17 protein-coding genes are annotated in these 22,702 nt (G+C 47.7%); 11 read left to right on the forward strand and 6 right to left on the reverse strand.

Going from position 1 to position 22,702, the window contains the following annotated elements; genetic code table 11:
* Positions 1-146 precede the first annotated feature (146 nt).
* Entirely contained in the window at positions 147-614 is a 468-nt protein-coding gene (locus OYT88_RS11465) for a disulfide oxidoreductase (RefSeq protein ID WP_274400157.1), read from the forward strand.
* Positions 615-817: 203 nt separating this feature from the next.
* Here the strand turns inward: OYT88_RS11465 and OYT88_RS11470 are convergent, their stop codons facing one another.
* Positions 818-1,732, reverse strand: a complete 915-nt coding sequence (locus OYT88_RS11470) for an AraC family transcriptional regulator (RefSeq protein ID WP_274400158.1) — start codon at positions 1,730-1,732, stop codon at positions 818-820.
* 158 nt (positions 1,733-1,890) lie between these two features.
* Here OYT88_RS11470 and OYT88_RS11475 point away from each other — a divergent pair, with 158 nt between their 5' ends.
* On the forward strand, positions 1,891-2,835 hold the full coding sequence (locus tag OYT88_RS11475) for a DMT family transporter (RefSeq protein WP_274400159.1): 945 nt from the start codon (positions 1,891-1,893) through the stop codon (positions 2,833-2,835).
* Between the two features lie 538 nt (positions 2,836-3,373).
* On the opposite strand, the gene OYT88_RS11480 is transcribed toward OYT88_RS11475, so the two are convergent.
* Both OYT88_RS11480 and OYT88_RS11485 read right to left on the reverse strand, forming a co-directional pair.
* Entirely contained in the window at positions 3,374-4,021 is a 648-nt protein-coding gene (locus OYT88_RS11480) for a peroxiredoxin-like family protein (RefSeq protein ID WP_274400161.1), read from the reverse strand.
* A 95-nt stretch (positions 4,022-4,116) separates the two neighbouring features.
* Entirely contained in the window at positions 4,117-4,626 is a 510-nt protein-coding gene (locus OYT88_RS11485) for a DUF6141 family protein (protein ID WP_274400162.1), read from the reverse strand.
* Between the two features lie 289 nt (positions 4,627-4,915).
* Between OYT88_RS11485 and shc the strand changes: the two genes are divergently transcribed.
* The gene (gene shc / locus OYT88_RS11490) at positions 4,916-6,796 is read left to right on the forward strand and encodes a squalene--hopene cyclase (protein WP_274400163.1); all 1,881 of its coding nucleotides are present in this window, start codon (positions 4,916-4,918) and stop codon (positions 6,794-6,796) included.
* A 460-nt stretch (positions 6,797-7,256) separates the two neighbouring features.
* Here the strand turns inward: shc and OYT88_RS11495 are convergent, their stop codons facing one another.
* Positions 7,257-7,457: a hypothetical protein gene (locus tag OYT88_RS11495; RefSeq protein WP_274400165.1), complete on the reverse strand. Its 201-nt coding sequence runs from the start codon at positions 7,455-7,457 to the stop codon at positions 7,257-7,259.
* A 263-nt stretch (positions 7,458-7,720) separates the two neighbouring features.
* Here OYT88_RS11495 and OYT88_RS11500 point away from each other — a divergent pair, with 263 nt between their 5' ends.
* A complete protein-coding gene (locus tag OYT88_RS11500; protein ID WP_274400167.1) occupies positions 7,721-8,356 on the forward strand; it encodes a TetR/AcrR family transcriptional regulator in 636 nt (211 codons plus the stop codon).
* A 174-nt stretch (positions 8,357-8,530) separates the two neighbouring features.
* Here OYT88_RS11500 and OYT88_RS11505 read toward each other — a convergent pair whose 3' ends face one another.
* Positions 8,531-8,776, reverse strand: a complete 246-nt coding sequence (locus OYT88_RS11505; RefSeq protein ID WP_274400169.1) for an SHOCT domain-containing protein — start codon at positions 8,774-8,776, stop codon at positions 8,531-8,533.
* 530 nt (positions 8,777-9,306) lie between these two features.
* Here OYT88_RS11505 and OYT88_RS11510 point away from each other — a divergent pair.
* From OYT88_RS11510 to OYT88_RS11530, 5 genes are all read left to right on the forward strand, one after another.
* Positions 9,307-10,290 carry a HoxN/HupN/NixA family nickel/cobalt transporter gene (locus OYT88_RS11510; protein ID WP_274400171.1) on the forward strand — a complete coding sequence of 328 codons (984 nt, stop codon included), beginning with the start codon at positions 9,307-9,309 and terminating at the stop codon, positions 10,288-10,290.
* A gap of 145 nt (positions 10,291-10,435) precedes the next feature.
* Positions 10,436-13,177, forward strand: coding sequence for a glycoside hydrolase family 3 N-terminal domain-containing protein (locus OYT88_RS11515; RefSeq protein ID WP_274400173.1), 2,742 nt, complete (start codon positions 10,436-10,438; stop codon positions 13,175-13,177).
* 1,070 nt (positions 13,178-14,247) lie between these two features.
* The gene (locus OYT88_RS11520; RefSeq protein ID WP_274400174.1) at positions 14,248-15,003 is read left to right on the forward strand and encodes an electron transfer flavoprotein subunit beta/FixA family protein; all 756 of its coding nucleotides are present in this window, start codon (positions 14,248-14,250) and stop codon (positions 15,001-15,003) included.
* A gap of 84 nt (positions 15,004-15,087) precedes the next feature.
* Positions 15,088-16,062: an electron transfer flavoprotein subunit alpha/FixB family protein gene (locus tag OYT88_RS11525; protein ID WP_274400175.1), complete on the forward strand. Its 975-nt coding sequence runs from the start codon at positions 15,088-15,090 to the stop codon at positions 16,060-16,062.
* Between the two features lie 40 nt (positions 16,063-16,102).
* Positions 16,103-18,295 (forward strand): (Fe-S)-binding protein, encoded by a 2,193-nt coding sequence (locus OYT88_RS11530; RefSeq protein ID WP_274400176.1) that lies wholly within the window; start codon positions 16,103-16,105, stop codon positions 18,293-18,295.
* A gap of 627 nt (positions 18,296-18,922) precedes the next feature.
* Here OYT88_RS11530 and OYT88_RS11535 read toward each other — a convergent pair.
* Entirely contained in the window at positions 18,923-19,951 is a 1,029-nt protein-coding gene (locus tag OYT88_RS11535; protein WP_274400177.1) for an LCP family protein, read from the reverse strand.
* A 636-nt stretch (positions 19,952-20,587) separates the two neighbouring features.
* On the opposite strand from OYT88_RS11535, the gene OYT88_RS11540 reads away from it, so the two are divergent.
* Positions 20,588-21,811: an acyl-CoA dehydrogenase family protein gene (locus OYT88_RS11540; protein ID WP_274400179.1), complete on the forward strand. Its 1,224-nt coding sequence runs from the start codon at positions 20,588-20,590 to the stop codon at positions 21,809-21,811.
* 52 nt (positions 21,812-21,863) lie between these two features.
* Positions 21,864-22,634, forward strand: coding sequence for an electron transfer flavoprotein subunit beta/FixA family protein (locus tag OYT88_RS11545; RefSeq protein ID WP_274400181.1), 771 nt, complete (start codon positions 21,864-21,866; stop codon positions 22,632-22,634).
* The last annotated feature ends 68 nt before the right edge of the window (positions 22,635-22,702 follow it).

Consider the following 22,702-nt stretch of genomic DNA (forward strand, 5'->3'; position numbering starts at 1 on the left):
AATCAGGCGTTCTCTTTACGTGCAAATCCAATAGAACATTGTAAAATGAAGATATCGATGCCTGACTGTACGAACGGGAGAAGATCGGATCGATTCACATTTCGGACGCCGATCAGATGGGATTTTTCATGGGGAGATGATTTTTTGTGATCAGAAAGTATTTATCTAATCGTTTGTTTTTGTTCTTCTCGTGGATGATCGCTGTCGCCGCCACTTTCGGAAGCTTATATTTCAGCGAAATCAGGCACTTTATTCCCTGCACGCTCTGCTGGTATCAAAGGATCCTGATGTATCCGCTCGTGATCATTCTCGGGATCGCTTTCTTTAGAAAAGATTTTTCAATCAGAAAGTATGTCCTGCCCATTTCGATCCTCGGCTTCATCATTGCCTCCTATCATTTTACGATTCAGCATTTTCCCAACCTGTATTATGTCCGGACCTGCTCACTTGCCGATCCGTGTACCAGCCAGGATTTCTCTGTCTTCGGGTTCGTTACGATTCCTTTTATGTCGGGAACCGCCTTCCTGTTGATTACGCTGTCTCTGCTCCTGCTAAAGACAGGATCCGCAAATGAAAAAGTGCTGGATGAAGAACGATCAAATGCAAAAGCCTGATTTTTTGTTTTCATGCTGAGAGCTGAGCTGAATGTAAGAAATCCGCCATGCTCAGTGGGTTTCCGTACGATCTGTTTCCGCTTTTTTGAAGGTGACCGGAGAATTGGAAACGAGAAGTGCCGTCTGTATAAAATCCATTGCACCCGCTTCCTTTTATGAGCAGAGCCGTATAGGATCCATCATCTGATCAGGTAAGGACGCTGTCACTGAACTATGGGTAAATTGACGTGCTGCACTCTGTATTCTCTCGGTGTACACAAAACTTGCCTCTTAAAACGCTCAATATAGTAACTTGTGCTTCCAAATCCTACAAAACCGGCAATCTCGCTGACCGTCAGATCGGTTGTCCGCAGCAGCTCGATGCTTTTGTTGATCCGGCAGTTTGCGATATAATCGAACACCGTGCATTTGACCGTCCGCTTAAAAAAGCGGCAGCATTCTCCTTTGCTGATGTGGACGATTGCCGCGATCTCCTGAAGTGTCATTTTTTCCATATAGTGTGTCTGTATATAGGACATGATTGTTTTTATTCTCTGCTGGTTGATCGGCTCATTCGCATTCGTATCCGCTTTCAGCTCATCCTGTTTAGAAATAAGCTGCCTCCAGACAGCCGCTAATAGGATACATATATCGAGTTCGTATCCATAATTCTTTTGCGTGTAAAGTCGATAAACTTCCTTTATTTTTGTCAGTATGATTTTCTGCCATTCCACTTGATCATCTAATGTGACCGCTGAAAAGCCTTCAAGTTTCAGATAAGGTTTGACATACTTCTGTTCTATGGCACTGCCTTGAAAGAAGGAAAGCATTTTAACGGCAACGTCCAGGCAGATAAACGTGCTGTCGGGCGTTGATATCGGCTTTGACCTGTGCAGGCATCCGCTGTTGATAAAAATGCCCTGTCCTGCTTTTAAGACATATGTCTTTTGATTAACGCAAAACTCCACGTCTCCCTTCGTTACCAGTGAAAACTGAATTTCATCGTGCCAGTGCCAGTTGACGAACCCTAGGGCATTTTTATCGAGCTGATCCACATAAACAGCCATCGGGAATTCATAACTCCCGTGCAGGGTTGTTTCCCGGTGATTTTCGTCAATCAATATCTCTTTTTTCTGCATGCTATCGCCTCAGTCAATATAACACTATTATAGGTTAATATATTTGTAGAAAAAAACGTTATATATCAATATAATTGTATTATGTTTTCAACATTGAAGCAGAGTTTTTAATACGATAGTCAGAAAATATCACTTAGTTCGGTAAAGACGGGATGATCATGGCAAGACCGGAAACAAAAATTTTATACCGAGACGGCGGCTATTCCAGAGCCAGGGGCGTTGCCCTTGTCTTAACAGGGGCGATTCTCTGGGGCGTCTCCGGCACCGCCGCTCAATTTTTATTTCAGAATGCAAAAATAAATGTGGAGTGGCTGACCGTCTTTCGGCTACTGGCCTCAGGACTCCTGCTTCTGGGGCTTTACTATAGGAAGGAAAAGGAAAGAATCTGGGGCATTTGGCGGGATAAAAGCGGAAGAGCCAGCATCATTCTGTTTGGGTTATTGGGAATGCCGGGTGTACAGTATACTTATTTTGCTGCGATTAAAAACAGCAATGCGGCGACGGCAACGGTTCTTCAAAGCCTGGGACCTGTGATCATTACTTGTTATCTGGCGTTTAATCTGAGAAGACTGCCCGGATTCAGAGAAATCATCGCTGTCGCTCTGGCGGTTCTCGGAACGTTCTTTTTAGTGACTCACGGCAGTATTCACCGGCTGTCGGTCTCCGGCTTAACTCTTTTTTGGGGCCTGTGTTCGGCTTTTGCTGCTGCTTTCTACACGCTCCAGCCTAGGAAGCTTCTTAGAAAATGGGGATCCGTCGTTGTTGTCGGCTGGGGCATGCTGATCGGAGGAGCGGGTTTAAGTTTTATTCATCCTCCCTGGCTGGCTGCCGGTGAATTTACCTTTCATTCAATCGTTTCTATTGCCTTTATCATTATTTTCGGGACACTGATCGCCTTCGTTTGCTATTTGGAAAGCCTGAGATATTTGAGTGCTTCCGAAACGAGTGTGCTCGCAACGGCTGAACCCTTGTCCGCTGCCCTGCTGTCGCTGATCTGGCTCCACGTTTCTTTCGGCTTTTATGATTATGTCGGAGCGCTTTTTGTAATGAGTACGATTTTCATTTTATCTATGAAAGGGAAGCATGCTTCCGCGAAGTCTTAAAAGCTATTCAGTCGAAGTTAGATAGCCGTTTCTGCCGCGTGTGCGTGTCAATAAAATTGCTGAGGGCGAATGATCGTGCACGGCAGCCCGGACTGTAAATAAAATCAATAGGGATAAAAGAAAGGACTAAATGGAAAGGAGGAACTTTTTAATCATGTTGATTCACCGGGTTCAATCTGGATTTTGGAGCGACCGCTCGGGTTCGGAGCGGCCTTGACCTGATTCGGAGCGAACGTTCGGCTTCGGCGCAGCTTGCTAAATTCGATCGGACGGTTGTGCAGATCCCGTTTACTGCGTAGTGGTTCCTTCCTTTTGTTATGGAGCAGTAAAGAACTTTTTCCCAGCAAATCTATGCGTCAGTTATGAATGGCTGCTTATTTTTACGAAAGGCCGCTGATTCGTGCCGTTTCGGCACATCTTGGTTGTATTTATCGGTTCACACTTATAGTGTTTTGTTTGGAGCACTAGTTTAAAAATTCTGGTAAAAAATAGTCCCCCGACTCTTGATTTGGGGGAGACACGGATCCGTTTTGAATCGTTATTGCAGGGCTTTGATAATAGCGATGACTTCTTCCGGGTCTGTCCGCTTCTTATAGTCCGAATCGACATGGGAAAATACGATTGTTCCCTGTCGATTGACAACAAAAGTCGCCGGTTTCGGCAGTTCCCAGCTCTCGTTCCCGTTGTGGGCGGGCAGATCGATCCCGGATTTTTTGTAGAGTTCGATCAGTTCACCCGGCAGCTTGAAGAGCAGATCATACGCTCTGGTTATTTCTCCGCCCTCGTCGCTTAAAACAAAAAAATCCAGCCCGTCTTTTTCTTTGGTTGAAAGGGAAGCATCGGGTGTCTGAGGGCTGATGGCGATCAGTTCAGCACCCGCGTTCTTAATTTCAGGCAGCACCCGCTGGTAGGCTCTGAGTTCAAGATTGCAGTAAGGGCACCAGCCGCCGCGGTAGAATGACAGGATGACCGGGCCTTCGGCAAGCTGATCCGACAAAGAGACATCGCGGCCGGTTGCATCCGGCAGTGTAAAATCGGGGGCGTGATCACCCTTTTTCAGGCCTTTGGCAATGCCGGACTCCTCCAGTTCTTTGGTCGCCTGCGCATGAATCCGTTTCTTCTCCGGTGATGCTTTTTTGTCGGAAGAAGCCTTATATTCATTGATTTCATCGATTAACGAAGCCATTTCGGCACCCCCTGTTTATCAATATTCCTATTCTAATAAAAATCAGACCCGATTTCTATAAATGTGACTTGAGCGAAAATTTTCCCGAAAAATTTTTACCTAAACCTGACTTTGTCTATTGCCCTTTTAAGTGCTTCATCCTGATTTGTACCTATGACTATTTTTTCCCCTGTTGTCAGCCCAATCTCAATTCCTTTATTTCCCCCTAAATTATATACTTTCTCGCCCTGTAAGTTAACGCGGATGCCGATTCCTCCGAAGCGTGCAATCGTACTATAATGAACCGGATAGTAGTAGGCAATGGTTTCATAGGAAATTTTTTTGTAGTGCATGTTGAGAGGAAACAATCGAATATACAGGCCATCCATTCGTACTTCTATAGCGAATGTCAGCGTACATAGCAGGAGCGGCAATAAAATGCCGAGGAGCAGCCAATAAATAAACAGCCCGTGTGCAGAGGTACTGCGGATTAAGCTGATATTAAAAAGATATTGCAGAAAATATGTAATCCAGGCAGAGGCAGCGATCAAAATAACCGGCCAAAAAAGGATCGGTGAATTCCAGAATCCCTGAAGCTCATGAAAAATAACAGCCTCTTTTTTCACATAATCAGCCCTTTACGATTTTCTGCCCTTTCCCAAAATAGTGTTCTGAAAAATTTTCTCCGGATCTATGCTTTCTGAGACTTCTATTGCAGGCCGTACTTCATGTAACATTCGCCATGTACCCATTTTTCTCCTTCAGACAGCACCTGCGGTATAAAACCTGACCTGTCGGAAATCAATCGGCGGCACCCGGCACAGGATGCTTTCCCATTCCCGTTTGGATGAATGTCCTTCCTCTTTTTAAAATATGCTTATAGAAGCATCTTTGCGGAAGGGGAGGATGACGAGGATGGCAGCCGATGTGTCCGCCGAAATCAGTCGGATTGTCCGTATTTTAATAAGAGATCAATTGCCGAATGGATCATGGAACTATCCTTTTGAAACGGGAATTGTCACAGATTGTTATTTTATCATTTTACTTCGGTCGCTGGAAATAAGAGAGGAGTCTTTGATTCAGGCACTGGCTGAACGCATTGTGCAGAAACAGGAGAGAAACGGTTCGTGGAAATTGTTTTATGACGAGACGGACGGAAATCTGTCGGCGACGGTGGAAGCCTATACGGCACTGCTTTATTCCGGTTATCGGTCAAAGGACGATGACCGCATTCAGGCGGCAAAGCATTTTATCCGTGCCAACGGCGGTCTGAAAAAAACAAATACGTTCACAAAAATCATGCTGGCCCTCATCGGGCAGTACGACTGGTCCGATCTTTTTCAGATTCCGGTTGAAGCCATCCTTCTCCCGCCTTCTTTTCCTGTCAGTTTTTTTGATTTATCTGTATTTACCCGGGCCAATTTTGCACCGATACTGATCCTTTCGGACAGACGCTACCATGTTAAGACGAGCATGACACCCGATTTGTCGGATCAGGATGCGGACGGGGTAGCCGGCGCCGATCTTCCGGATTCCGATCCCTGGCAGCCGATACTCGCTCTGATCAGGCAGGGCATACAGGTGCTTTCCGGCCAGATCGAGCCGGTACACACAGACGCTTTAGAACAGGCGGAGCATTATATGCTGAAAAGGATTGAAGCGGACGGAACACTTGAATGCTACTTCAGCGCCACGTTCCTTATGGTCTTTGCCTTGCTGGCCCGCGGGTATTCAAAAGGAGATCCGGTTATTTCAAGAGCGGTCCGCGGTCTGAAGTCAATGATCTGCCGGATTAAAGGCTATCCGCATGTTCAATATACGACGGCGACCGTCTGGAACACGGCTCTGATCGGCAGTACCCTGCAGGAGGCGGGCATTGCCGATTCGTCGGAAATGATCCGCCGGGCGAATCACTATTTATGGCAGCGCCGGCATCGGCATGCGAAATTCGGCGACTGGGCGATCCATAATCCGGAGGGGCGGCCGGGAGGCTGGGGATTCTCCGACGCAAACACGATCAATCCGGATGTCGATGATACGGCTGCCGTCCTGCGGTCGATTCGATTTTCCGCCCGCGAAAACGAAACATTTCGCCGGGCGTGGGACCGGGGGATCCAGTGGGTTGTATCCATGCAGAACAGCGACGGGGGATGGCCGGCCTTTGAAAAAGGAATTGACAAACCGTATCTGGTTTGGCTGCCGATTGAGCAGCCGCAGGACATTCTGCTTGATCCGTCGTCGCCCGATTTGACGGGAAGAACATTGAATTTTTTCGGAGAATGTACCGATCTTGACACCCGGAATCCTCTGATCGGACGGGGAATCGACTGGCTGCTCCGCAACCAGGAAAAAGACGGTTCCTGGATCGGCCGCTGGGGCATCTGTTTTATTTACGGTACCTGGGGGGCCGTGACCGGCCTGACTGCCGCGGGCGTGAAACCGGAACATTCCGCGGTGAGAAGAGCGGCCGGCTGGCTGCGGAGGATCCAGAATCCCGACGGAGGCTGGGGCGAATCGTGCAAGAGCGACGTGAACAAGCATTATACAGCGCTTGGGGCCAGCACGCGGACACATACAGCCTGGGCGCTGGATGCGTTGATTTCAAGTTCCGCCGCTCTGACGCCCGAAATAGAACGCGGCATCCAATTTCTCATCGCTGCAGGTGCAGCGCCGGACTGGACGGCGGACTATCCGAAAGGAAGGGGGATGGCCGGTGCGTTCTACATTCATTATCACAGTTACGATCTTATCTGGCCGCTGCTGGCGCTCGCTCATTTTAGAAGAAAATTCGGATAGACCGGCTGCCTGACCCGGTATTCTCTGCCCAGAGACCAACTAAGTCCGCCAGACCGGCGATTCAAGGTGCAGATGCCGGACTTGCATAAAATCAAGAAAACAGAATAGGGATGATCAATTCTTTTGTTATGCCACTCAGCCGGGTTTAATGTGAATCCGGCTCGGCTTTCTTGCATTTCAGTTCAATTTTTTCGGATTTCGGATCGGCCCTTTAATCATTTGGCCACGGCTTTCTGATACTTCGCTGCTCATTTTCGAGTTCAATTTTCCCTGATTGGGTTCAGCTTTCTGAATCCAAACGGACGGTTGTGCCGTCCCGTATGTAAAAGAAAAAGGCTTGAAAAAGCCCTTTTTCCCTTTTAAAAAAAAACGGGACGTTCTTTCGTGCCCCAGTCTTCCTCAATAATATTTTTGAATCATTCATTCGGCAGAAATAATAAAATAAGATCTTTTTGCTCCTTCAATGGACAACGGCACCGATAATGATCGCAACGACTCCTGCAGCGATGGCCACCCAGTTTAATGTTTTTTGCGGTGTAAATAGGCCGATGATTCCAAGAATGACTGCGAGGCCGCCGAGCCAGTAACGCGCGACAAAGAATCCGATCACTCCAGCAATAATGCCTAACCATCCAAACCATTTGCCAGCTACATCGTTCATTTTTTCCACCTCCATTCAAGTATTGGAATTTCAACGAATTGTCTTTTAATAGACAAGTTGTTGATTAATCATCTTCATGTTTATTATAATATAAATCGAATAAAATAACATCAGGCAGAGAAAAAAATCCCATTATTTACAATCTTTTCTCCACTTCGGATGCGAAATCTGATGAGATGCGAATCCGCCAAACGCAGGCGGCCGCGGGGAATGGCCTCATCCAACAGCATGAATAAGATCGAAAAAATCGGAGGTTAATGAAAATGACAGGACAGCAGACAGACAGAAGAATTGCCCGCACGAGGCGGATGATCAGGGACGCTCTGACAAAACTGATCGAAGAGAAAGGCTTTGATGCCATTACCGTCAGTGATTTGACGGAAAGGGCGGATATCAACCGGGGGACATTCTATCTTCATTATCGAGATAAATATGATCTATTGAGGCAGAGTGAAGAGGAAATTCTTGCCGACATAGAAGCAATCAGCGAAATGTCTATGGAACAATTGAATGACGATAGCCCGGTACAGTATGAAAAAATGGAGAAACAGATTCCTTTTCTTGTACACTTGCTTGTCTATTTAGGCTCGAATTCGGACTTTATGAAAGTCATACTCGGTCCGAGGGGAGATCTTTCTTTTCATATTAAGCTAAAAGACATCATGAGCAGACATTTGATCCTGAAATTAAAAGAATGGCAGAGCGGCGAAAGCAGTGTCCCGATCGAGTACATTGCCGCCTACTTGATTTCTGCGGATTTCGGGATCGTTCAGCTCTGGCTGGAAAACGGAATGAAAGAATCGGCGAAAGAGCTTGCCGTCATCATGAATAATATAACGTTTCAGGGACCGGCCCGTGCCGCCGGATACAGGCCTCCGAATCATCCCCGTGACATGTAGAAGTTTTCCTGTTCACTTTTATCAGTCTCCTTCGGGTTTTACGAAGCGGGGCTGACATTTTTCTGCCTCTGTTGGCGGCCGGATTCATCACTGTTTTTTTATCGGCTATTTAAGAGCCGAGCTGAAAAAAACCGCCCGTTTTGAAAAGAGGGCGGCGCGGTTCCGGACGTTTGCTCAGTCTTTCAGAACTTCTTTCATTTTTTTGTACTCTTCCTCGGTTATCTCCCCTTTAGCAAAGCGCTCTTTTAAGATGTCTTCACTGCGATTTTCCCGCCTGTCGGCATTTGACGGCACATTCAGCCTTTTTATCAAAATGAAGGCAAGGTAAATGACAACAACAAAAACCAGCAACTGCAGCAGCCAGCCGAGGCCGAATCCCCAGCCGCCCATCATTCCGCCGTTCCATCCATACAAAGTCATCACGGACCTTTCTTAAATAATCTGTTCAGCATGATCCCCGGTTCCGGCCGGTTCAGCCTATCCTTCACCGGTTCTATACATATTATACGGGTTAATTATAAAGAATCTGTGAAGAAAAAGCAGTAAAACCGCTCCGGGCATGTTCCAGTCGCTCTTTATGATGGAGCGGATTTTTTCAAAATGTAAAAACAGGTTTACATAAGTTTTCTAATGAGGTAATCTTGTAATGCAGGGCACGAAGCCTTGTTCCGGATCTTTGCGAAAGGCCTTTGCCGGGAGTTCGCAGCGGCAAGGCGCCGGTGTGTGGTACATAAATGATAGAAGACAATAGGTTCTCACCACGAAGGTTAATGGCTCTGAAAATGGGGCGATCAATTTTCGTGGTTTGTTTTTGTAAAGAAAAGAGTGGCGAAATTCAGTCAAATTTTATTGCCGTATTGGGAAAACCGGAACCCGGCTTCAGATTTGATTGCGAGGAGAATGCTTATGAACAACAGAAATTTTTTTCCCGTTATGAGTGGCTGCCCTATATGACAGGAACATTATTCCTGCACCTGGCCGGGATCGTGTTTTTGACCCTTTCAGCCCACCAGTACCCGATGCTGGTCGGCTTTGCAGCGGTTGCTTATACACTGGGTCTGCGCCATGCTTTCGATGCCGATCATATTGCCGCGATCGATAATACGGTACGAAAGCTGATTCAGCAGAAAAGCAATCCGATAGGTGTCGGTTTCTTTTTCTCTCTCGGCCATTCGACCGTCGTGTTCCTGATGGCAGTGGCACTCGGCTTCTCAGTCCGCTGGGCGGAGAAACATATGCCGCTGTTCGAACAGGTCGGCGGTACGGTCGGTTCGATCGTTTCCGGTGTTTTCCTGATTCTTATTGCTCTGTTTAATCTGATTATTCTGGTTGATCTGCAGAAAATGTTTTTCGCATTGAGACGGCGGGGATTTGACCGTGAAAAGTTTGAAGATCTTTTACTTTCACGGGGATTTCTCTCAAAACTGTTCCGTCCGCTTTTAAAATTCATTAATAAGAGCTGGCACGTGTATCCGCTCGGATTTTTATTCGGGCTCGGCTTCGACACCGCGACCGAAGTCGCACTGCTTGCTCTTTCTGCTGGGGCATCGAGAAGCACGATCTCTTTTTCCGGCATTCTTGCTCTGCCGCTGCTGTTTGCAGCGGGAATGAATCTCATGGATACGCTGGATTCAATCATGATGTCCAAGGCCTATAAATGGGCATTCGATACACCTGTCCGGAAAATTTATTACAACATAACGATTACGGCGATATCCGTATTGGCCGCCCTTTTCATCGGCGGTATTGAATTAATCCAAATGATTGCGGGAGCGCTGAATCTGAAAGGCGGTTTCTGGAGCTGGATTGAGGGCCTGAATTTCAACTGGATGGGCTATGGACTGATTGTCATTTTTTTAGGACTCTGGCTGATTTCTTACGCAATCTGGAAACTATTCGGGATTGAAAAAAAATGGAATCAATACGGAGCATAACTTCGCCGTTTGAAAGGAAGCAGGGTTCTAACAATCGGACGCTCGCATAGATTTTAACACCCTTTTTTTTCATCTGTCTCTTCTCCGTATTCATCTATCATCCGAATGATAACTTTTTTACTTGAACAGCGAGGTGATCGAACAGATGGCCTGGTTTTCTTTGAAGGGGCCGAACGCCGGGATTCTGCGAAAAAGGGGGGCTGATTCCCTGCAGAAGAAAAATGCCCGGCTTTCGAGAAAAGCTGCCGGCGAGGGCATGGTTTTGCTGCAGAATCATAAAAAAACCCTGCCGATTAAGAAAGGAACGGCAGTGGCTCTTTTCGGCGCCGGTCAGATAAAATTTCATCTCCACGGGGGCGGGTCGGGGTCCGTTCCCAATGCCTTTGAAAACGTCAATTTACTTCAGGGAATGGAAGACAAGGCATCCAAAAATCAAATTTCTCTCTATCGGCCGATCATTGAAGCTTACCGCACCTACTTTCAAAAGGGCGGCCGTGGCGAAATGCCGCTTTCGGACGAGTTGTTGAAGAAGGCTGTGAAAAAGGCCGATACGGCAATTTTCACGATTTCGCGCTACGCTTCGGAAGGATCCGACCGCCGCGCGGTCAAGGGTGATTATTATTTGTCTGATTGGGAAAATCGCACGCTCGAAAGAATCATTGCTGCCGGTTTTAAACAGGTCGCCGTCGTACTGAACATTCCCGGTGTTATCGATACCTCCTGGATGTCCCGCTTTCCCGATGTTTCCCTTCTTATTTCCTGGATGCCGGGGATGGAAGGCGGGCATGCCGTTGCGGACGTTTTGTGCGGCGCGGTCAATCCGTCGGGAAAGCTGGCCGATACATTTGCTGCTTCTTATGACGAATATCCGAGTTCCGGGAATTTCGGCCGGCATAGCGATTATGTCAACTATGAGGAAGACATTTTTACGGGATACCGCTATTTTGAAACTTTTGATCCGAATCATAAAAGAGTGAACTACAGTTTCGGATACGGACTTTCTTATACAACTTTTAATTTGTCAAAAATAAAACTATACGTTTCGGGAAAACGCGTCAAAATCACGGTGAGAGTCACGAATACGGGCGGGTGCTCTGGAAAAGAGGTTGTTCAGGTCTATTACAGCGCACCCCGCGGAAAGCTTGGGAAAGCCGCGAGACAATTAGCTGCTTTTCAGAAAACCGGATTATTGAAACGGGGACGTTCGGAGGTCCTCTCGATGAGCTTTCCGATTGCCGATATGGCCAGCTATGACGACACCGGCCGCATCAGAAAATCGGCCTGGCTGCTAGAAAGGGGCAGCTATCGCCTTTTTGTCGGGAATTCTCTGTCTGATGCCGATCGAAGAGGCGTGCAGGGAACGGTCAAAATAAACGAAACAAAAATAGTCCGGCAGCTGACAGCATGCGCAGCTCCGGTCCGGTTGCCGAAACGCCTGCTGGCGGACGGATCGTATGACCTGCTGCACGCGGGCGATATTCGAAAAGAAGAGAAGAAAAAGAAACCGGACGATTCAACCGGTAAGAAGGAAGAAAAAAAGCCGGAATTTTATAGGAAAAAGGCCAAAATCATGCTGCAGGACGTTGCCCGGAGGTCGGCCGGCCTCGATGCTTTTATTGAGCAATTGGAAGATGATCAGTTGATCGGCCTTTCAAGAGGAACCCAAGCGACGGTGGCCGGCGGAGCCGGGGGCATTGGGAATCTTAACGAATACGGCATTCCGAATGTTCAGACAGCCGACGGACCGGCCGGCTTAAGAATCGCCAGCCGGACAACGGCCTGGCCGATCGAGACTCTGCTTGCTGCAACGTGGAATCCGGAGCTGATTCGGTCGGTCGGGGAAGCGGCGGGCCGGGAAGCGGTCTTAAATGCTGTCGATATCTGGCTGGCGCCGGGGATGAATATTCACAGGGACCCGCTGAACGGCCGAAATTTTGAATACTGGTCGGAAGATCCGCTGATGGCCGGCAAAATGGGGGCGGCTTTGATTGAGGGGGTGCAGTCCCGCGGCGTTGCGGCAGAAATCAAACATTTCGCAGTCAACGGCAGAGAAACGAACCGGCGCGAATCGGACAGTAGAGTGTCTGAAAGAGCCTTGCGCGAAATTTATTTGAAAGGGTTTGAAATCGCAATCAAAGAGTCGCACCCGCGATTAGTCATGAGTGCTTACAATCTGATTAACGGCGTCCGCGCCTCGGAGAACAAGGATCTTCTAACTGATATTCTTAAACATGAGTGGGACTATCATGGTGTCGTGACCAGCGATTGGAACAATACGGCCGCGTTTGAAAAAGAAATCCTGGCCGGTAATCACGTCCGGATGCCTTTCGGCAGTACAACGGCCGAACATTTGCTGATGGCTTTGCAGGAGGGAACGATCACCAGAAAAGATTTGCAAAATAATGTCCGCCCGATTTTAAAAATGATCATGGCAACACCGGCCTTTAAGAAATTTCGGCCGAGACAGATTCCGGTCGCAGTCGGCGGAGCGGGAGCGGCACGGATAGAAGCCGCGGCTTTTCTTGATGCGAGCGCAGGAACCGGCATTAAAAACCGCACGGACGAAGAATCCGGATTAAAAATCGTGCGGGCGGCTAACGGAGAATGGCTGCGTTATTTCATTTTTGTTGAGAAAACCGGAACTTATACTTTTACACCCGGGATCCCGGCAGGAAATGGCCGTCGGAGGATCGAGATCTTCCTGGACGGACGCCGGATCGGGCAATCGATGCAGAGAAGGGCAGGGACGGAAAGCGGCCGGAGCCGGGAGAACGGGGAAACGATTGATGTCAGGCTGCCGGAGGGCCGCCATACGTTAAAATTAACGTTTCATGCTGCGGAAAGCGAGATCGCCTGGTTCGAAATCGCCTATAAAGGGATCTCCTGATTAACATCGATCATTGACTTAGGCAGAAGCTGTCCTATGGCTCTGATAAAAATCGCATTTTTTCTGACGGGAACGGCATCGGCCGCTTCCATCCGATGATCGGTGCCCATTCTTAATGATTTTTTCAAACTGAAATGAGAACAATCGGAGATGACTCTCCATTCGGCTTCACCGTATCCCGGCGAAGCCATTTTCCGTCCGCGAAACGGTTTATGCTTCCGCATCAGGAGCGCTGGATGCAATCAGAAAGCTACCTGTACGGAATTTCTCCGAATGAACAAATACACGGATTGTGTCGGCAAATGCAATCCTGGCTTATAGAATTTCATTCGTGCAGTGACTTTCATCACATAATTCCTTTCTGTCGAGTCGGACGTACGTTACAGCCTGCCCATCTGAAGCAGACGATTGCTGTTCCGAAAATAGCCGTTTTCTCGTGTGATCGACTTTCGCTGTTAAATCTTCAGCCCATCGATAAAATATTCCGGCATGTCACTCGTCAATGTCAGATCCATCGAATCGATCCACTGCAAATCCCGTAGGAAAAAATTAAGATTCCGGAGAACGAGAACGGCCATCAGGCAGTCGCCGGTAAATCGTCCCGGCCGCCGTTTATCTTTCAAAAGGAAAAGTCCGCGATCAGAAAATTCTAGGCGGTTAATCGCTGAAGCGCCATGAAAACCGAATAGATTAAGCTGATCGGGAGGTGTAAACCGCGAAAAAATGAAAACACTTACTAGGCAGACCTTGAACGGGTCGGAAAAAATTCGATGATTTCATTGATTCGGCCGATCAGTCTATTCACAAATAAAATGCATATGATGAGGAGAATGCAATAAGCCTGATCCGAAAAACATTGTGACGGAGACATGGGCGTTTTTTCAGGGACTGTCCCCGGGTTCAAAGCGAGCGCCCGGTCCCTGTTCGTTAAAAAGATGTTTGAAAGCGGATTCAGAATGGATTCGGAGGCGAAGGCGGCCCCCTTCAGTCAATCGGAAAACAGGCGCAAGCTCTGCCGAATAACGGCAGTCCGGTTTTAACAAAAAGATGGATAAGGAGTGAGACTCGCGATGAACATTCTTGTTTGTATCAGGCAGACTTTCGATACCGAGGAGAAAATAACCCTTAAAAACGGAACGATTGATCAATCCGACGTGAAATTTATCATCAACCCCTATGATGAATACGCAATTGAAGAAGCGCTTCGGATTCGCGATGAGCACGGCGGGCAGGTGACCGTCGTCACGGCCGGACCGGAGCGCTCGGAAAGTGCATTGCGTACGGCGCTTGCGATGGGGGCGGACAAGGCCGCTCTGATCAGCGATGTGTCTCTTCCGGACGATGAATACGTTTTGGCCCGACTGCTTGCTGAATTCGCCCGGAAGGAAGCAGCCGATCTCATTCTCGGCGGAAACTTCGATGTTGACAGCGGTTCGGGCCAGGTCGCCATCCGGGCAGCGGAAGAGCTGGATATACCGCACATCGGCGCAGTCACAAAATTGACAGCAGCAGGCGGCCGGGTTACCGCGGAAAGGGATGCTGAAGGCGGAACGGAGGTCGTCGAGAGTGCGCTCCCCGTTCTTGTGACGGCGCAGCAGGGGCTGAATGAACCGCGCTATCCTTCTCTTCCCGGGATCATGAAGGCAAAGAGAAAAACAATTGCCCGTCTCTCAGCGGAAGATCTGGGAGTGAAGGACGCTTTCCAAGTGAAAACATCCGTCGTTGAAACCTATTTGCCGCCGAAGAAAGAACCCGGCAGAATACTGAGCGGAGAGCCGGATGATCAGGTTAAAGAGCTGGTTGAAGTCTTGCGGCCCATCATCTGATCGATCAACTGGCTGTTCCTGTTATCTTCAGGGGGCCGGCGCAGAACGGGAGCCTGTTAATTTCGTAAAAGGGGAGATGTACAAATGGGCAGAACGACGTTGGTTTTTACTGAACAGAAAAACGGCCGGCTCAGAAATGTGTCTTTTGAAAGTCTGACGGCTGCCGCCCGGATTGCCGAGGGGGGCGAAGTGGCTGCCGTCCTGTTTGGCGGCATTCGGGACGGACAGGTGGAAGAACTGGGAAAATACGGGGCGGATCGGGTGTATGCCGTTGTCCACGATGATCTGAAGCAGTACACGCCGGATGCATATAAGCAGGCGATGCTGCAGGTGATTGAAAAAGCGGATCCGGCGGCGATTGTGCTCGGGCATACGGGAATCGGCAAAGACATCGCTCCACGGCTGGCGGCCCGTCTCGGTCTCGGCCTGATCACGGATTGTACGGATGTGCAGGCTGCAGGCGGCGATCCGATTTTTGTCCGTCCGATTTTCGCAGGGAAAGCTTTTCAAAAGAAAAAATTCACGGAGCAAAAGCTGTTCGTCACCATCCGTCCGAATAATATTCAGCCGAAAGAAAATGAAAGATCGCCTGAAGTCATTCCTGTCAACGTCGAAATCAGGAACCTGCGCTCCACGGTTAAGGAAGTGGTTCGGCGAACCGCGGAGGGTGTCGATCTCAGCGAAGCGAAAGTCGTTGTATCCGGCGGGCGCGGGATAAAAAACTCCGACGGATTTAAGCCGCTTCAGGAACTGGCCGATGTTCTGGGAGGCGCAATCGGGGCATCGCGTGCAGCCTGCGACGCCGGCTATTGTGATTATGCTCTGCAGATCGGCCAGACGGGCAAGGTCGTGACCCCCGAATTATATATAGCCTGCGGCATATCAGGTGCGATTCAGCATCTGGCGGGCATGTCGCAATCGAAAGTGATTGTGGCGATTAATAAAGATCCGGAAGCTCCGATTTTTCAAGTTGCCGATTACGGCATTGTCGGAGATTTGTTCGAGGTAGTGCCCAAATTAACGGAGGCATTCAAAAAGGTGTTGTCGGAAAAACAATAACATGATCCATTCCATTTATTCTGTATGGGAGTTGAGAGCTATGTGGCAGCTGATCCAATTTTTCCTCTTCCTGCTCGTAGCCGGGTGCGGAATCTATCTGACAGTTAAAGTCATCTATCGCCGCTACACGTATATTAAACTCGGAAAGCCGGCCGTTTTGCACGGGAGATTAACAGAAAGAATCATGGCGCTGCTCGCACAAGTATTCGGCCAGAAAAAATTACTCAAAGACCGAAAAAGCGGCGTCATGCATGTGGTCATGTTCTATGGCTTCATTATTTTGCAATTCGGGGCACTGGACATTATCTTCAGGGGACTGAGCGGACACCACTTGCCGATTCCGGGTTTCCGCTATTTTCAATTTTCGCAGGAGCTGACGGTTTTCCTCGTACTGATTGCCGCGGCCTATGCCGTTTATCGGCGCTACGGAGAGAAACTGAAACGCCTGAAGAGAGGATGGAAGCCCAGTCTTGTGATTTTCTTCATCTTTTTTCTGATGCTTGCCGTCCTGTTTACATTAGCATTTGATCGTATGCGCTTGAATGAAGGGGCGTCTTTGTATGCTCCGATATCGTCGCTCATTGCCCTGGCATTTTCCGGACTGCCGGCAAACTCGGCGGCAGTCCTCTACTATGTTTCCTGGTGGGCGCATCTGCTGATTCTGCTTTCCTTTGCCCTCTATATTCCCCAGTCCAAGCATTTTCATCTGATCACAGCGCCGATCAATATCTTTCTTCACCGTACGGATCCCGCGGGCAGGCTGCGTTCCATCGATTTCGATGACGAGGAAGCGGAATCATTCGGGACGGGCAGAATTGAGGACTTTGAACGGACACAGCTGCTGGATCTTTACGCCTGCGTCGAATGCGGGCGCTGTACGAATATGTGTCCCGCTGCGGCGACCGGTAAGGTCCTGTCGCCGATGCACCTGATCACGAAAATGAGGGATCATCTGACGGAAAAAGGGGCGGCGGTGACTTCGAAATCACCTTGGATACCCAATCTCGGCAGCGCTGCGGGCGCACACATGGTAAAGAGTAGGCCGGATGGAAACGGCACTTGGAAGATGGCAAAAATGACTGAAGAGGCGGCCGCACGTTCCGCAGCGGAAACGGCAGCGATTCCGGCCGCTGCTCCGCTTGCGCCGGTTACGGATATCGAACCGACAATCAAATGGCATAAATTTTCCTGGGGCCAATCGCCCGGCAGCGATGTCAGGGATGTGAATCTGATCGGAGACGTGATTACGGAAGAGGAAATATGGTCCTGTACAACATGCCGTAACTGCGAGGATCAGTGCCCGGTCGGCAATGAACATGTCGATAAAATCATCGACCTGCGCCGTTATCTCGTCCTGACGGAAGGAAAAGTACCTCAGGAAGGACAGCGGGCGATGCAGAATATCGAACGGCAGGGCAATCCATGGGGAATGAGCCGCAGCGACCGCTCAAAATGGATGGACGGCCTGTCTGTTCCAACGGTCCGGGAGAATCCGGATTTTGATTATCTCTTTTTTATCGGCAGCATGGGTTCTTACGACAGCCGCAGTATTAAAGTGACCCGTTCGTTGGTCCGTCTGCTTAACGAAGCCGGTGTCAATTTTGCCGTACTCGGCAACGAGGAGAAAGGCTCCGGCGATACGCCGCGCCGTTTAGGCAACGAGTTCTTGTTTCAGCAGCTTTGCAAGGAAAATATAGCGGTTTTCGAAAAGTATCGTGTCCGCAGGATTGTGACTGCCTGCCCGCACACATTCAATACATTTAAAAATGAATATCCGGAATTCGGACTGAAAGCGGAAGTGCTTCATCATACGCAATTGCTCGAACAATTAGTCAAGACAGGCAGGCTTAAGCCCCGGTACCGGATGAACGAACGGATCACCTACCATGACTCCTGCTATCTCGGGCGCTACAACGGCGTTTTTGATGCACCGCGAAATATACTGAAAGCCATTCCGGGTGTGGAACTGATTGAAATGAAACGTTCGCGGGAGAACGCAATGTGCTGCGGAGCCGGCGGGGGCAGAATGTGGATGGAAGAAAACGCCGGCAAACGCGTGAATCTGGCACGCACGGAACAGGCGCTCGAGGTCCGCCCGACCATTATCGGCAGCGCCTGTCCTTATTGCCTGACGATGCTGTCCGATGGAATGAAAATGAAGGGCATCGAAGACTCGGTTAAAACGAAAGACATCGCCGAAATCCTGGCGGAATCGGTCTTCGGTCCGCTGTAATGATCGCGGCGATTCAGGGGCGGAACTTGTCTGAGCCTGCATAAAAATTTCATGATTTGCTTTTAGGGGCATCCGGCCGAAAAACAGACGGCAGGATGCCCCATGGATTGCTGAAGCTAAGGGGTGCAGCGTACAGGCGCTGCTGAACAGGAAAACTGTTCAGACAAAGTTCCGGTGACGGACTTTGTCTGAATCCGGTTCGCAAACTGTTAACTGTGAACAGAGAGTGCGGATATTTAAGCAGAAATCTTATAAAGGATGAGGCCGGATAAAATTCATCTGAACATGATCGGGATCTTCCTTGTGTTTTTTGAATGCCTGTTGGCGGGAAAACTCTTCGGACTTTCTTCAGAAGATAGTGAATCGCCGCCGACAATCCGAATGGAAATCGGGATTTTCTCATGCAAGCAGTCGAAATAGCCATCCGTCGAATAAAAATAAAAATCGAGAGGTTTATTTTCTCTCGATCTTTATTTATCTAGAAAGCGGCGGCCCTGGAAAATATCGCCCGGCGCCGCTCCGTTTTATTAATTTTTTTGATTTAAAAGCGCAGGAATAGGATTGTTTACTGCAGAAAGTCCGGTTTCCGGAACAGGTCTCTTTTCACTCGATCACGGGTTCTGCTGTTTAATTGCTAGCATCGAGAGAAAAGTATTTCTGAATAACGGACTGAAGCTGACCCGGATCGAGGACAACCTCGTCGTTGTAGGACTGAAGCACATCGTCGTACATCGTGCCATTGGCCCCCTTAACCTGACGGTAATGGATCTGCTGATTCGGGTGGAAATCGCTTTTGACGCCGAGCCCGATGCTGATCATATCTTCCTGGCTCATATTGGTCGCAATAAGAAACTTGGAAAGTGAATTTGACAGAGCCGGGTATTTTGTCACATTAGACGGCTGGACGATTTTCTTGGCAATGCCGATCAGCGCTTCTTCCTGCAGCTGCTGCCGTCCGTAATCGGTTCCGGGCAGTGAATAGCGCTCATGCACGATTTCGGTAACCATTTTTCCATTGAGCGAATGGGTGCCGGCTTTAAAAGTCAATCCCTTGTCTTCCGGATACCACGGGTGTGTCAGTGTAACGTCAAAAGGAAGTTTCATGCTGATGCCGCCGATCGCATCGACCATATACTGAAGCCCCCAATAGTTTGTTTCTGCATAAAAATTGATCGGCACGCCTGTCAGATTGGAAATGGTTTTCACCGTGTCGACAATTCCCGTCCGGCTTCCGTGTTTAAGCTGAGAAACGTACTGAACACTTGTCATTTTTGTATAACCGTAACCTTCCAGATAAACCCTTGCGTCGCGGGGAATACTAAGCACATTATATGTGTGCTTAGTAAGGTCGGCATTGATAAGGACCATTGAATCCGTATGTCCCGCGGGATCGCCCTTTCTGGCATCGGTTCCGATCAGGAGCACATTGAATACACCGGCCCTTGCCTGATAGTCGCTTGTCGTGTTGCCGCCGATCGCTTTCAGATTTTGAAAATGATTCTGCGGATTCAGTCTTTGATAGGCGTAAGCTCCGAACCCCGTCAGGCTGAGAAGCAATATCGCCAGAATCAGTAACGTATAGCGAAGACGTCTATGGCTCTTTTTAGGTTTTTTGTTTGGCTTGCGGTATTTCATATCCAATTGTTTTTGTATCATTTTTGCTCCCTTTCCGTTCCGCTTATCAATAGATAGATAGAGTTTGAAACTGATTGATCTATAAAATCTGATTTAGCAAATAAAAACACTTTTAGATTTTAAAGGCCGACGACTATTTCCTGATTAAACGATTTCAAAGTTTCAGTCAACCGAACGAGAGACAGCCCCAATTATGTATCCTGAAAAGTACTCATCTTTAAGTATTCGCATGAGATTCAGAAATAAGAGAGGTATCCCTTATTTTATTTTGACAGAATACGACAGAAAAATCCATATCCTGGGTATCGGTAATATCTTAATTTTAAAAGAAGACGGGTTCTGAAAAAAATTATTCTTTTTCTGCATGCAGCGCACGATAAAGTTCTGCGGATGCAGTTCTCAAAAGCCCGGTATATTATCGATGAGTCGTCTAAGGGGTTACCCGATTTAAAGGGGGACGGCCTGCCCGGTATATCCTGAATTGAACGGAAGCCGGTTTTTTTTATGCTGGATGCAGTCTGTCGCCATTTTGACTTTTATTGTCGGGTTAGCCTGATTATCAGATTGATCCACTTATTTTTGAATCGAAAATGCATGAAAAATTTTGTGAAATTCATAAAAATAGAGCATTAGACGTTAGCGAAGACCAATGCAACAATGAAACAAAGGGAGATTCTTAATTCTAATAAATTCGCGAACTCATTCGCCAATTCTGGTAAAACGAATCGAATGAATCTGGCGGCATGCAGTGCTCGGGAAAATAATTGTAAAGAGGGGATATTTATGAATTTCAAATTTTCGGAAGAACAGGAACTTATAAGAAAAAGTATGGAAGAAACTGTTGCTGGCGCAGAGAAGAAAGATCCTAATGATCTTTTAAAAGATTTAGCCGGAATGGGCTTTATTGGACTATTTTATCCTGAAGGCTTTGGTGGGTCTGAGGGTGATTTTTTAAGCTTTATTATAAATCTTGAAACATTGGCGAAAGTCTCGGCTTCAAGCGCGCTTGCTTTGGCGATTCAAAGTACACAAGTAGCTTATTCCTTGTTCAACTGGGGTTCATCAAAATTAAGGGAACGTTATCTGATTGCCTTGAATGGCGGTGGAAAGACAGGGACGTACGCATACAGTGAACAAGGCATCGGCTCCGATCAAATAGCAATTGATACCGTTGCTAAGAAACAGGACGATTTTTATCTACTCAATGGTACGAAGACTTTTGTCATTAATGCGGATAAAAACGATTTTCTAATTGCTTTTGCAACAGTAGACGGTCGCTTAAGCGTGTTCGTCGTCGATAGGGTGCAACAGGGCGTGACGATTAGCGATCCATACAGAAAAATGGGACTGGACGGGTTATCAGCAGTGACCGTTACATTTAAAAATGTACGAGTACCGAAAGATAATTTACTCGGTGAAGAAGGCGATGGTGAATCGATTGCCCAGGGTGTAAATGAGCTGTTTAGTGTGGGCATTGCAGCTATTGCTGCAGGCCTATCGGAAACAGCACGTGAGAAGGCAATTGCTTACGGGAAACAGCGCATTCAATTTGGCCGTCCGGTCATTTCATTTGATGCTCTTCAGGAAAAAATAGGCATTATGTCCGTCAATATTGAAGCGACTCGATTATTAACCTATAAGGCGGCAGTGAACAAAGATGAAGGAGAACCACTCGCACAAGTAGCAAAAATTGCCCGGTACCATGCTCTGACAACCGGCATTAATAATTGCCGCGAAGCCATTCAGATTCATGGGGGATACGGGTATACAAGAGATCTGGGCATAGAGGCACTCTACAGAGATATGGAAGGATTGAAAGTTATTGAATCACAAACGAAACCGTTAATCCTGAATATCGCAGCAGAGGCTATCGAAGTATAAAAACGATTTTAAACAAAGAAAGAACAGATTCTTCATTAGGAGATGGACAAACGTGAAGATATTAATAAACTATAAATGGGTGCTAGATGAGACGGACATTACAGTTGATCAGGAAAAAAGAATAATGGATACGAGTCGTGCAAAATATAAAATCAGTGAAATTGATCGTAATGCGATTGAATTAGGATCAACGTTAAAAGAAAAGCTAGGTTGTGACATCATTTCTCTGACAGTGGGAAAGGGCGTCAAAAGTTCTTTGAAAGATGTTCTTTCCCGCGGCATCGATAAGGCCTATTACATTGAATCAGAGACCCTGGAAAGTTCAGATACGGCAAGGATTTTAGCTGCAGCCATTAAGAAAATAGGAGATGTGGATCTTGTAATCTGCGGAGAGGGATCCAGCGATAATTATTCCCAGCAAGTCGGTCCTCGGCTGGCCGGTTTGCTTGGCTATCAACTTGTTACCTATGCCTCTGAAGTCAGTCCGGAAGATTCAGATTTTAAAATTGTGAGAAAATTAGAAGATGAAATTGAAACAGTTAAAGCGAAAACGCCGCTTGTGCTGACGGTTGTTTCCGAGATCAATGAACCCAAGATCCCGGGAATGAAGCAAATTCTGTCGGCAAGGAAAAAACCTTCAGAAGAATTAAAAATTGAAGATCTGGGCCTTTCACCCTCTGAAAGAGTTTCTCCCGTTGCCGTTGTCAAAGAAGGGGCGTCAATCATGGATCGTAAACAGGTAAAGTTGAATAATGGTGATACATCAATTAAAGAAGCTGCTGTCAAACTGGTACAGTTTTTGAGAAATGACAAAGTTATTTAAATGATCGGAGGCAAAAAAATAGTCAACAAGAAAGGTTCTCCTGAGCAAAAAAGTTTGAAAGAAAGGTG

The organism is Sporolactobacillus sp. CQH2019 (genome assembly GCF_028765345.1).
Lineage (GTDB): Bacteria > Bacillota > Bacilli > Bacillales > Sporolactobacillaceae > Sporolactobacillus.